The sequence below is a fragment of the Tardiphaga sp. 841_E9_N1_2 genome (genome assembly GCF_051811065.1).
Classification (GTDB): Bacteria; Pseudomonadota; Alphaproteobacteria; order Rhizobiales; family Xanthobacteraceae; genus Tardiphaga; species Tardiphaga robiniae.
In genome coordinates, this window is the sequence record NZ_JBPWQC010000001.1 from 229,876 (window position 1) to 242,141 (window position 12,266).

At 62.8% G+C, this 12,266-nt stretch carries 11 protein-coding genes; 10 read left to right on the forward strand and 1 reads right to left on the reverse strand.

The window, feature by feature from the left end; all coding sequences use genetic code 11:
• Window positions 1-96: 96 nt before the first annotated feature.
• The 5 genes from AB8A50_RS01060 to ilvC all read left to right on the forward strand — a co-directional run bounded on the left by AB8A50_RS01060 (window position 97) and on the right by ilvC (window position 5,295).
• Entirely contained in the window at window positions 97-1,875 is a 1,779-nt protein-coding gene (locus tag AB8A50_RS01060) for an acetolactate synthase 3 large subunit (RefSeq protein ID WP_439076455.1), read from the forward strand.
• Window positions 1,876-2,080: 205 nt separating this feature from the next.
• Window positions 2,081-2,623, forward strand: a complete 543-nt coding sequence (ilvN, locus tag AB8A50_RS01065; protein WP_068738461.1) for an acetolactate synthase small subunit — start codon at window positions 2,081-2,083, stop codon at window positions 2,621-2,623.
• A gap of 18 nt (window positions 2,624-2,641) precedes the next feature.
• Window positions 2,642-3,514, forward strand: coding sequence for an EamA family transporter (locus AB8A50_RS01070; protein WP_439076456.1), 873 nt, complete (start codon window positions 2,642-2,644; stop codon window positions 3,512-3,514).
• Between the two features lie 4 nt (window positions 3,515-3,518).
• Entirely contained in the window at window positions 3,519-4,121 is a 603-nt protein-coding gene (locus AB8A50_RS01075; RefSeq protein WP_439076457.1) for a LysE family translocator, read from the forward strand.
• Window positions 4,122-4,275: 154 nt separating this feature from the next.
• Window positions 4,276-5,295, forward strand: coding sequence for a ketol-acid reductoisomerase (gene ilvC / locus AB8A50_RS01080; protein WP_089267877.1), 1,020 nt, complete (start codon window positions 4,276-4,278; stop codon window positions 5,293-5,295).
• A 52-nt stretch (window positions 5,296-5,347) separates the two neighbouring features.
• Here ilvC and AB8A50_RS01085 read toward each other — a convergent pair whose 3' ends face one another.
• Complete coding sequence (locus tag AB8A50_RS01085; protein WP_093760354.1) at window positions 5,348-5,977, reverse strand: hypothetical protein; 630 nt, start codon at window positions 5,975-5,977, stop codon at window positions 5,348-5,350.
• Window positions 5,978-6,088: 111 nt separating this feature from the next.
• Between AB8A50_RS01085 and AB8A50_RS01090 the strand changes: the two genes are divergently transcribed.
• The 5 genes from AB8A50_RS01090 to AB8A50_RS01110 all read left to right on the forward strand — a co-directional run bounded on the left by AB8A50_RS01090 (window position 6,089) and on the right by AB8A50_RS01110 (window position 12,086).
• The gene (locus AB8A50_RS01090) at window positions 6,089-6,817 is read left to right on the forward strand and encodes a TetR/AcrR family transcriptional regulator (protein WP_093760352.1); all 729 of its coding nucleotides are present in this window, start codon (window positions 6,089-6,091) and stop codon (window positions 6,815-6,817) included.
• Between the two features lie 176 nt (window positions 6,818-6,993).
• Window positions 6,994-7,842 carry an SDR family NAD(P)-dependent oxidoreductase gene (locus AB8A50_RS01095; protein ID WP_439076458.1) on the forward strand — a complete coding sequence of 283 codons (849 nt, stop codon included), beginning with the start codon at window positions 6,994-6,996 and terminating at the stop codon, window positions 7,840-7,842.
• A gap of 73 nt (window positions 7,843-7,915) precedes the next feature.
• The gene (locus tag AB8A50_RS01100; RefSeq protein WP_439076459.1) at window positions 7,916-8,644 is read left to right on the forward strand and encodes a FadR/GntR family transcriptional regulator; all 729 of its coding nucleotides are present in this window, start codon (window positions 7,916-7,918) and stop codon (window positions 8,642-8,644) included.
• Between the two features lie 114 nt (window positions 8,645-8,758).
• Window positions 8,759-10,015 (forward strand): ABC transporter substrate-binding protein, encoded by a 1,257-nt coding sequence (locus AB8A50_RS01105; RefSeq protein WP_439076460.1) that lies wholly within the window; start codon window positions 8,759-8,761, stop codon window positions 10,013-10,015.
• Window positions 10,016-10,340: 325 nt separating this feature from the next.
• Window positions 10,341-12,086, forward strand: coding sequence for a sulfatase-like hydrolase/transferase (locus tag AB8A50_RS01110; protein ID WP_439076461.1), 1,746 nt, complete (start codon window positions 10,341-10,343; stop codon window positions 12,084-12,086).
• The last annotated feature ends 180 nt before the right edge of the window (window positions 12,087-12,266 follow it).

Sequence of the window (12,266 nt, forward strand, 5' to 3'; positions counted from 1 at the left end):
CTGAACGGGCCCTTTTTTATTGTCTGAACTTCAAGCTTTCCGAACCTAGCGACCATCCAGACCAAGCCGCGCCGCAGAGCGCATCCGGAGCGAACCATGAGCGACAGCAAGCCTCACGATCCCAATCAGATGACCGGCGCAGCGATGATCGTGCGCGCGCTTGCTGATCATGGCGTCAAGCACATCTTCGGCTATCCCGGCGGTGCGGTGCTGCCGATCTATGACGAGATCTACCAGCAGTCCGAGGTCGAGCACATTCTGGTCCGCCACGAGCAGGGCGCCGGCCATGCCGCGGAAGGCTATGCGCGCTCCACCGGCCTGCCGGGCGTCGTGCTGGTGACCTCGGGTCCGGGCGCCACCAACATGGTGACGCCGCTGGCCGACGCGCTGATGGATTCGATCCCGCTGGTCTGCATCACCGGACAGGTCCCGACGCATCTCATTGGTAACGACGCGTTCCAGGAATGCGACACCGTCGGCATCACGCGGCCCTGCACCAAGCACAACTGGCTGGTCCGCGACGTCAACGATCTCGCCAAGGTGCTGCATGAAGCGTTTTACGTTGCGACCACCGGCCGACCGGGTCCGGTCGTCGTCGACGTGCCGAAGGATGTGCAGTTCGCCACCGGCACCTATCATCCGCCGCGCAAGTCGGACGTCCATATCTCCTATTCGCCGCGTGTGAAGGGTGATGCCAATGCGATCCGCAAGGCGGTGTCGATGCTGGCGGGTGCCAAGAAGCCGATCATCTATTCCGGCGGCGGCGTCATCAATTCGGGTCTCGCGGCCTCGAAGCTGCTGCGCGAGCTGGTCGAGGTCACCGGTTTCCCGATCACCTCGACGCTGATGGGCCTCGGCGCCTATCCGGCATCCGGCCCGAACTGGCTGGGCATGCTGGGCATGCACGGCACTTACGAAGCCAACATGGCAATGCATGACTGCGACGTCATGCTGTGCGTCGGCGCGCGCTTCGACGACCGCATCACCGGCCGCACCGATGCGTTCTCGCCGAACTCGAAGAAGATCCACATCGACATCGATCCGTCGTCGATCAACAAGAACATCCGCGTCGACGTGCCGATCATCGGCGATTGCGGCAATGTGCTCGGCGATATCCTGCAGGTGTTCAAATCCGAGGCGAAAAAGCCCGACACCAAGGACTGGTGGAAGACCATCGCCACCTGGCGCGCGCGCAATTCGCTGGCCTACAAGAAGAACGATGATGTGATCCTGCCGCAATTCGCGATCCAGCGGTTGTTCGAGGCGACGCGTGGCCACGACACCTACATCACCACCGAAGTCGGCCAGCATCAGATGTGGGCGGCGCAGTTCTTCGGCTTCGAAGAGCCGCATCGCTGGATGACGTCGGGTGGTCTGGGCACCATGGGCTATGGCCTGCCGGCGGCGCTGGGTGTGCAGGTCGCGCATCCGGATTCGCTGGTCATCGATATCGGCGGCGACGCCTCGGTGCAGATGACGATGCAGGAAATGTCGGCAGCGGTTCAGCACGAGCTGCCGATCAAGATCTTCATCCTCAACAACCAGTATATGGGCATGGTGCGCCAGTGGCAGCAGCTGCTGCATGGCAATCGGCTGTCCCATTCCTATTCGGAAGCGCTGCCCGATTTCGTCAAGCTTGCTGAGGCCTATGGCGGCGTCGGCTTCCAGTGCAGCAAGCCCGGCGATCTCGACGGCGCACTGCAGGAAATGATCAAGGTGAAGAAGCCGGTGCTGTTCGACTGCCGCGTTGCGGCGCTGGAGAACTGCTTCCCGATGATCCCGTCCGGCAAGGCGCATAACGAAATGCTGCTGCCGCTGGAAGCGAATGATGAAGCCACCGCCGCGGCCTTCGCCGGCGGCAAGGCGCTGGTGTGATGCTTCTAACCTCTCCCCGCCTGCGGGGAGAGGTCGCCCGGCGGAGCGCAGCGAAGACGGGCGGGTGAGGGGGACTCTCCACCTGCTCCGAGTTTGCTGAGGCTCCCCCTCATCCCGACCTTCTCCCCGCACGCGGGGAGAAGGAGCTTACGTCACCCGCGGCTAAATCGAATTCTGACCGAGACGGTTGAAAAGAGAAACGACAATGGAACAGCCTGCCTCCGCCTATTTCATGGAAGAGCGTCACGATCCCAACGAGACGCATACGCTGACGGTGCTCGTTGCCAATGAGCCGGGCGTGCTCGCGCGCGTCATCGGGCTTTTTTCGGGCCGCGGTTACAACATCGAAAGTCTCACGGTGTCGGAGACCGAGAGCCACAAACACGTCTCGCGCATCACCATCGTTACCACGGGCACGCCGATGGTGATCACGCAGATCAAGCATCAGCTCGATCGCATGATTCCGGTGCATCGCGTCGTCGACATGACGCTGACCGGCCGCTCCATCGAGCGTGAGCTTGCCATGGTCAAGCTGCGCGGCACCGGCGAGCATCGCGTCGAGGCGCTGCGCCTCGCCGAAGCGTTCCGCGCCCGTGTGATCGATGCGACCATCGAGAGCTTCGTGTTCGAGATCACCGGCAATACCGGCAAGATCAACCAGTTCATCGATCTGATGCGGCCGCTTGGCCTTGTCGAGATCTCGCGCACCGGCGTTGCCGCCATCAGCCGCGGACCGGAGGGGATGTAGCCTCCGCGCATCGCAGTCATGAAACCTCTCGACATCGCGTTGGCCGTCGCAGTGGCCGTGATCTGGGGTGTCGGCTTCGTGCTGACCCGGATGGCGGTCGACGAGATGTCGTCGACGCTGCTCACCACGCTGCGCTTCGGCATCACGGCGCTGCCGTGCCTGTTCCTGCCGAAGCCGAAACTGTCATGGCTGCTGATCGTCGCGACAAGCTGGCTGCTGGTGGCGCAATTCCTGGCGCAGACCTATGGCATGGCGCATGGCGTGCCGGCGGGGCTGACCTCGGTGATTGTGCAGAGCCAGGCGCTGTTCACGGTGGGGGCTGCAGCGCTGTTCCTGCGGGAATTGCCGACGCGGCAGCAGGTGATCGGTATTGTCATTGCGATGGGCGGGCTGCTGATGATCTGCTTCACGGTCGGCTATGACTTCAGCGTGTTTCCGTTCATGGTGCTGATGACCGCGCCGGTGAGCTTTGCGTTCTCCAATCTGCTGCTGCGCCGCGCGCAGGGCGTGCCGATGCTCGACCTGTTCGCCTGGATCAGCCTCGTTGCCCTGCTGCCGTTGCTGGTGGTGCTGTTCAGTGTCGATGGCGCAAGCACGACCTGGCAATCGCTCACGCATGCCTCGCTGAAGGCCTTCGCCTGTGTGCTGTTCCTCGCGGTGGTTGGCACCACGCTGGGTTACTGGATCTGGGGCCGGCTGCTGCGCGACTATTCCGCGGCGCAGGTTGTGCCGTTCGCGCTGCTGGTGCCGTTCATTGGCGCGGCGGCGTCGAGCGTCACGTTCGGTGAACAGTTCGGCACGCTGCGGCTCGCCGGTATGATCGTCGTCGTCTGCGGCATTGCCGTGATGTTGCTGTCGAAGCGCCCACCCACGCTTGTCGAGGTGGTTTGAGGTCATGTCGCAACAACTCTTGTTCGCCTTTATCGTATTCGCCATCGTGATGTTCTTCACGCCCGGCCCGAACAACATCATGCTGCTCGCGTCGGGGCTCAATTTCGGCTTTCGTCGCACGCTGCCGCATGTCTTCGGCGTCACCGTCGGCTTTGCTTTCATGGTCGCCGTCACGGGCCTCGGATTGGGGGCGGTCTTCACCTCCTATCCGGTGCTGCACACCATCCTGAAATATGCCGGCGCCGCGTATCTCGTCTATCTCGCTTTTGCGATCGGGATGTCGGGTCCACCCAACCCCGGTGATGCTGAACGGCGCCGGCCGATGACGTTTTTCGGCGCAGCGCTGTTTCAATGGGTCAACGTCAAGGGCTGGGTGATGGTGATCGGCACCATCACCGCCTATGCGGCGATTGCGAACTATCCCTGGAACATCCTGCTGCAGGTCGCCCTGTCGCTGCTGCTCGGGTTCGTGTCCTGCGTCACCTGGGTGCTGTGCGGCACCTCGCTGCAATCGCTGGTAAAATCGCCTGGCGCGGTCCGGGCGTTCAATGTTGTCATGGGGCTGCTGCTGCTGGCCTCCCTGTATCCGGTGCTGGTCGAGCTATGAGCCCGACGCGCAGCGTAAAATCACCGTCGCGGGCTTGTCTCGCGGCACCCGTCGCCCTAGAAACCGGCGGCAATTCATGGTCTTCGGCCATTCGGCCTGAGACCGGTTCGAACGGGCAGCTTTGAAATATAGTTGCTGAAGAGAGGAAATACCCATGCGAGTTTATTACGATCGCGACGCCGACCTGAACCTGATCAAGGGCAAGAAGGTCTGCATCGTCGGCTATGGCAGCCAGGGCCATGCCCATGCGCTGAACCTCAAGGACTCCGGCGTCAAGGACGTGGTCATTGCGCTGCGCAAGGGCTCGGCCACCGCGAAGAAGGCGGAAGCCGCCGGCTTCAAGGTGATGGAAGTCGCCGAGGCCGCCAAGTGGGCCGATCTGATGATGATGCTCACCCCCGACGAATTGCAGGGCGACATCTATCGCGACCACATGCACGACAACATGAAGAAGGGCGCAGCGCTCGTCTTCGCACATGGCCTCAACGTGCACTTCAACCTGCTCGATCCGCGCGAAGATCTCGACGTGCTGATGATCGCGCCGAAGGGCCCGGGCCACACCGTGCGTTCGGAATATCAGCGCGGCGGCGGCGTGCCCTGCCTGATCGCGGTTCACAAGGACGTCTCGGGCAACGCCCATGACCTCGGCCTCAGCTACGCTTCGGCAGTGGGCGGCGGCCGCGCCGGCATCATCGAGACCTCGTTCAAGGAAGAGTGCGAAACCGATCTGTTCGGCGAGCAGGCCGTGCTCTGCGGCGGCACCGTCGAGCTGATCCGCGCGGGCTTCGAGACGCTGGTGGAAGCCGGTTACGCACCGGAAATGGCTTACTTCGAGTGCCTGCACGAGCTGAAGCTGATCGTCGACCTGATCTATGAAGGCGGCATCGCCAACATGAACTACTCGATCTCCAACACCGCCGAATACGGCGAATACGTCACCGGCCCGCGCATCGTCACCTCGGAAACCAAGGCCGAGATGAAGCGCGTGCTCACCGACATTCAGTCCGGCAAGTTCGCTCGCGACTGGATGCTGGAAAACAAGGTCAACCAGGCCTCGTTCAAGGCGACCCGTCAGCGCAACAACGCGCATCCGATCGAGGAAGTGGGCGCCAAGCTCCGCGACATGATGCCGTGGATCAAGGAAAAGGCGCTGGTCGACAAGACCAAGAACTAAGCGCTTTTCACATCGCAGCTACCAACGGGACCGCGGTGACGCGGTCCCGTTTTTAGTTTGCAGGCACTGCCACGCGCGCCCGGCGACGTTTCAGCACCGCCGCTGCGATCCGCAGTGCCATCACCGCCAGCAACGGCATCAGGAACCAGACATAGTTCGGCATTTGCGGAACGCGCATGCCGAAGCTCACCATGAACTGGAACCAGAGATAATAGATGCCGGCCGTGTGCAGGATGCGCCATGCGCGTGGGCCGATGGCGGCCGCCGAGCGGTCGAATGACGTTGCCGTCATCGCGATGATGAAGGCGTAGCCGATGCCGCCGAAGATGTAGGAGGCGGGTGTGGTCGCTGCCGCATAGTCCACTGGCGCCATCACGGCGAAGCAGCCGATGGCGACGGCGTGAATGGCGTGAGACACTGCGAAAGTCAGCCCGAGATAGCGGCGGTTGCGCCGCAACCAGCGGGTGCCGGATGCCGGCCACAGCAGGGCCAGCGCGGATGCCGCGAAGGCAAGGGCAAAGAACAGCAGCGAACTGCGCGCGGTGAAGCGGATCACCATCCTGACGCCATCGACCTCGAAGCCGCGCATGCCGGCGATCCAGATGCTGAGCGCGGTTAGGACCAGGGTCAGTACGGCGAGCAGCCGCCAGCCTTCGAACCAGTTGCGACGATCCCGTGTCATGACGTTCCCCTGTATTGCCATATGTAATCACCAGTTACATTCGGGGCAGGCGATCCAGTCAATTGTGTAATCGGTGATTACATTCACGATACGGTGATGCTATGCTGGCGCATGTCCAAGTCCGCAAAGCCGCCGCCGTCCAGATCGGCATCGAAGCTGCCTGCGCGAAAACGAGCCGCCCGGCCATCGGTCGTGCCACGTGCCGCGAAGGGGCGAACGGCAACATCGCCGAAGACCTATCATCACGGCGATCTGCGCCGTGTGCTGATTGCGGCGGCGCTTGAACTGGCCGAGGAGGGTGGCGCGGATGCCGTCAGCGTGCGCGAGGCCGCGCGCCGCGCCGGCGTGTCGCCGGGAGCGCCGTTCCGGCACTTCCCCAGCCGCAATGACCTGATGAGCGCGGTGGCGGAAGAGGCACAGCGCCGCTTCCGAGTCTCGATCGCCGCGGCCATCGCCGGCACGTCCGCCGACGATCCGCTGGCGCGGTTTCGCGCCTTTGGCATGGCCTATATGCGCTGGGCGATGACAAACCCGGCGCATTTCGAAGTGATCTCGAGCGGCAAGTATTTTTCCCACGACCAGTCGGAAGCGTTACGCGAGGACAATGATGAGCTGATCGCCATGACCGAGCAATTGCTAATGGACGCCCTGGCGCAGGGACAACTGCGCTCCTCCGATCTGCGCGTGATAAAGATTGCCGGCCGTGCCTTGGTCTATGGCTTTGCCCGCATGAATATCGACGGGCATTTTCCGCGCTGGGGTGTCGCGAATGCCGAGGCGGATCAGATGGCAGAAGCGATCATCACGCTGTTCGTCGATGGGATCGCAAGGCCTGTCTGAGCGGCGAAATCCGTTCGGATACTTATCAAACCTGGCGGCTTGCTGTCGCAGATAGACAAGAGCGGGCCGATCGTCAAAAACCAATGAGGCCACGATCCGCAATTCTCGCTGCGACCGCGGTGATGCGGTCTCGTTCTCGGCCAAATTCACGTGCCATCACATCTCAGGTGCTTTTCATGCGATCCATCGTCATCACCGGCGTCTCCACGGGCATCGGCCACGCCACGGTGAAGCTTCTGCTCGCGCGCGGCTTTCGCGTGTTCGGTAGCGTGCGCAGGCAGGCCGATGCCGAGCGGTTGCAAGCCGAGTTCGGCGCGAATTTCATCCCGCTCCTGTTTGACGTCTCGGATGAGGCCGCTGTGTTGGCCGCCGCTGCGCAGGTTCGCGCCGCGCTGAACGGCGAGACGCTTGCAGGCCTCGTCAACAATGCCGGCGTGGCCGTGCCGGGCGCACTGCTCGATCTGGCGGTGGACGAGTTTCGCCAGCAGATCGAGATCAATGTGATGGGGCCGGTGATCGTCACCAAGGCCTTCGCGCCGCTGCTCGGCGCCGATCCGGCGATGACGGGCGCGCCTGGGCGCATCGTGATGATGAGCTCGGTGTCCGGACAGTTCGGCAATCCACTGCTGTCGCCCTATAGCGCGTCGAAATTCGCACTGGAAGGGTTGGCCGAGAGCCTGCGGCGCGAATTCATGCTGTTCGGCATCGACGTGCTGGTGATCGCGCCGGGTGCCGTGCGCACGCCGATCTGGGACAAGGCCGACGCCATCGATATGGCGCGCTTCGATGCGTCGGCGTTTTTGCCGGCGTTAACGAAGCTGCGCGAGATGCTGATGAAGCTGGCGAAGAACGGGCTGCCACCGGAGCGGATCGGCGAGCTGGTGTATCGGGCGCTGACGGATGCACGGCCGAAGCTGCGTGTGGTGGCGTCACCGGAGCCGGTGCAGACGTGGATCGCCGGCTGGCTGCCGCGGCGCTGGCTGGATCGCATTATGGCGAAGCAGTTGGGATTACGGCCCAAATAGCGGGGCCATTTGTCGCCTCGACAGGGGGGCAAAAATGGCCTAATTGGTCCTACCAGATTGGTAGGGTCAATCCATGCTCACTGCGGTCAGTACCGACACCTCCGACGCTGTTCGGAAAATGCTTGAATTCGTCCGGCACCACCGGCTTGCGAAAGGCGACCGGCTGCCGTCGGAGCGGGATCTGTCGGAGCGGTTCGGGGTGACGCGCGGATCGGTCCGCGAGGCGCTGGCGGTGCTCGATGCCATGCGCATCACCGAGCGGAAGCCCAAATCAGGCATCTATCTGCGCAACGCGCTGGAAGACAGCGGGCTCGATGCGCTGGTGCTGCAGGCCGACCTTGGCCTGCCCTTCGATGCGCAGGTGACGCGCGATGTCACCGAGGCCAGAATTCTGTGCGAGGAACAGGCGTTCCGGCTGGCCTGTCAGCGCCGCACCGACGCCGATCTCGCGAAGCTGCATCAGCTGCTCGACACCTATGCTGGCCTCGTCGCCAGTGGCAGCAACCTCGCCGATGAGGACGTGGCATTCCATCTCGCCGTCGTTGCGGCGAGCCAGAACCGCGTGCTGGTGCGCACGCTGACACCGCTGATGCTGATGAGCACGGGCTGGCGTCGCCGCTATTTCGCCTCCGCGGAGATCCGCCAGCGCTCGCTCGACGATCACCGCGCTTTTGTCGCCGCCATCGCAGCCCGCGACGAAGCGACAGCCACGATGCTGGTGCATCGCCACGTGCAGACCGCCGCCGAAGACGTTCGGGCATTGGCCGAGCAGGGCGCCACGGACACTGGCAGCAAGGACTGATCACGACGAACACACGCATCTGACGAGCCGTTCAACAATCCCGACAAACGGGAAGGCTCGGATCGCATACGGCAACGGCCGTCACTTATGGAAACGCAAAAAGAAGGACAGAAAATGCGTATCACGACGACTTCCAGGGCCGCGCCAGCGGCCGCCAGCATCATGGCTGCGCTCGCAGCTGCGATTGCACTGGCAGCGAGCCCAGCACTGGCGCAGAAGACATATGGCCCCGGCGCCTCTGACACCGAAATCAAGATCGGCAACACGGTGCCCTATAGTGGCCCGGCCTCGGCCTACGGCATTCTCGGCAAGGCCTACGGCGCCTATTTCAAGAAGATCAATGATGAGGGCGGGATCAACGGCCGCAAGATCGTCTTCATCAGCTATGACGACGCCTATTCGCCGCCGAAGACCGTGGAGCAGACCCGCAAGCTGGTGGAGAGCGACGAGGTGATGGCGATCGTCGGCAATGTCGGCACCGCCGCGAATGCCGCGATCCAGAAATACGTCAATGCCAAGAAGACGCCGCAACTCTTCCTCGCGACCGGCGCCACCCGCTGGAACGATCCGAAGCAGTTTCCATGGACCATGGGCTGGCTGCCGAGCTACCACGCCGAGGCTGCGGCCTATGCGAAGTATCTCCTGAAGGAGAAGCCGGATGCCAAGATCGGCGTGTTCTATCAGAACGACGATTTCGGCAAGGACTATGTCAAGGGACTGAAGGAAGGTCTTGGCGACAAGGCCTCAACGATGATCGTGATGGAGACGAGCTACGAGGTCTCCGAGCCCACCGTCGACTCGCACATCGTCAAGCTGAAGGCTGCCGGCGTCGACACGATCTTCTCTTTCGCCACCGGCAAGTTCGCCGCGCAGTCGATCAAGAAGGTTGCCGAGCTCGGCTGGAAGCCGCTTCACATCGTGCCGAATGCGAGTTCGTCGCTCGGCAGCGTGCTGCGCCCGGCCGGTCTCGAAAACGCGCAGGACGTCGTCTCCGCGACCTTCGCCAAGGATCCGACCGATCCGCAGTGGAAGGACGATCCGGGCATGCAGAAGTTCTACGCCTATGTCGAGAAATACATTCCGGAAGGGAAGGCGATGGAGAGCACCGTGCTGTCCGGCTACAGCATCGCCCAGACCATGGTCGAGGCGCTGAAGCAGTGCGGCGACGATCTCACCCATGAGAACCTGATGAAACAGGCCGCCAACCTCAAGAATGTGCAGCTCGACGGACTGCTGCCGGGCGTAACGGTCAACACCAGCCCGACCGACTTCTCGCCCATCGACCAGTTTCAGATGATGAGCTTCAAGGGCGAGCGCTGGCAGCGCTTCGGCGAGATCATCAAGGGCGAGACGCCAACCGCAGTGCGGTAGGCGAGGTCATCAAGGCGAGGTTGCCGCGACAACTGAGCGCTGACATCCAAGACTCCGTCATGCCCGGCCTTGTGCCGGGCATCTACGTCTTGGCCAAGAAAGAAGACGTGGATGGCCGGGACAAGCCCGGCCATGACGCGTTTATCGTTCATCTTTCCGGAGCACGTCCGCCCCGGACCGGCACCGCCTGCGTCGAAAGGTTCATTGTCCGTTCATGACGCCTGTATTACGATTTTGTGACATTCCGCAGGGTCCGGGCGCGGCGTGAGCCGGCTGGCCGTTGCCAGACAGGGCAGTTGTCTTGCCGGGTGTTCGCAGGCAAGTCATGCTGCCGTTGCCGATCTCAGTCTCCCCGGCGCAAGCCGGCCGCCGCTTCAAGGAGCGATTGGCGGCCGTCTGGCAATATGTTCGGCAGTGGCCGCTGCGCACGGCGCTGATCGCTGCGATCCATACTCTCGCGATCTATGTTCTCGCCTCGGTCGAATATGGCCCGTTCGCCAACACGCTGGCGCTGTTCACCTGGGGTCTGCTGAATTTCCTGTTCCTCGCGCTGTTCAAGCGGCCGGGGGTCAGCGCGGTGCTGTCGCTGCTGCTGGTCACGGCGCTGATCGTGCTGTCGCAGTTCAAGTTCGGCATCACGCAGCTCACGCTGACCTTCCTGGATTTCCTGATCATCGATCGCGACACGATCTCGTTCCTGCATTCGATCTTCCCGCAATTGCGGACCTGGCTCCTGATCGCCGCCGCCGTCGCGCTGCCGATCCTTTGGCTGATCTGGCGCGCCGATCCGTTCCGACTGCGCCGCCGCAGTGCGCTGGCCTGTGCAGGCGTCTGCCTGGCGGGGATCGTCGGCCTGTCGGCAGCCAATCCTGAAAAGCCATGGGAGCCGTTCCAGGGCGTCAATCACATTTCCAATCTGGCCCGTTCGGGTGTGGTCTCGGTGTCGCATCTGACGGCGACCGGCTGGATCGAGGCTGACTCCAAGAGCCTCGTGAGTTCGGCGCAGGCATCGCCGATGACCACCTGCGAGCCCGGCGTGAAGCGGCCGAATATCGTGATGGTGCTCGACGAGTCGTCCTTCGACTTGTCCGCGGCCCCCGGCATCAAGGTGCCGGCGGGTTATCACGATTATTTCAAGTCTGCCGATGGCCAGCAGCGCGCGCTGATCACCGAGTCCAGCGGCGGGCCGACCTGGTACACCGAGTTCAACATCTTCACCGGCCTGTCTGCACGCTCCTTCGGCGCATTGAAGTTCTATGTCACCCGCATCGCCGCCGGAAAGATCTCGCGCGGCCTGCTGCAGGCGCTGCAGCGCTGCGGCTACAAGACCTTCTCGCTGTATCCGACCTACGGCAATTTCCTCAGCGCGCGCAGCTTCCAGGAGGGCGCTGGCATCGATGGCTTCATCGACATGGCGGCGATGGGCGTCAGCGAGGACATGCAGCCCGACAGGTTCTATTTCGACCAGGCCAGGGATCTCGTCGCGCGCGAGAGCAAGACCGACCAGCCGGTCTTCGTGTTGGTCTATCTCACCGCCAATCACTTCCCGTGGACCACCACCTATCGCGACGACCTCACGCCGGCCGGCTGGCAGGCGCCGGGCAATACGGCGGAGGTGGATGAATATATCCGCCGCCAGGCGATGACGGCTGCGGACTACAAGGCCTTCGTCGCGCAGCTCCAGAAGGATCATCCGACCGAGCCGTTCCTGCTGGTGCGGTTCGGCGATCATCAGCCAGCGATCGCGCAGAAACTGCTCGAACCCGATCTGCCGCAGCCGAAGCGTGCCGACCGGATCATGACGCATGATATCCGCTACTACACGACCTATTACGCCATCGACGCGCTGAACTACCGGCCCGACCTGGCATCGGCGCTGCCGGTGCTGGACGCTGCCTACCTGCCGCTCATGGTGCAGGAGGCCGCGCGCGTGCCGCTCGATCCGTCCTTTGTCGAGCAGAAGAAGATCATGCTTCGCTGCAAGGGCGTGTTCTATGGCTGCAAGGGCGGCGATGAAGCCAGCCGATTCAATCGGTGGCTGATTGATGCGGGGCTGATCAAAGATCTCTGACCCGGCGGGCTGCAGCAGTGAGGGCAGGGTGTCTGCTGGTTCCGTCGATCCCGTTCGGGCCAAGGTCATTGCCCGTTCATGACGATTACATTACAAATTAATGACATATCGCAGTTTCCGGCTGCGACATGCGCCCTCTGGCCGTCGCCAGCCCAGGCCCGAGGCCTCGCCGGTGGTGTT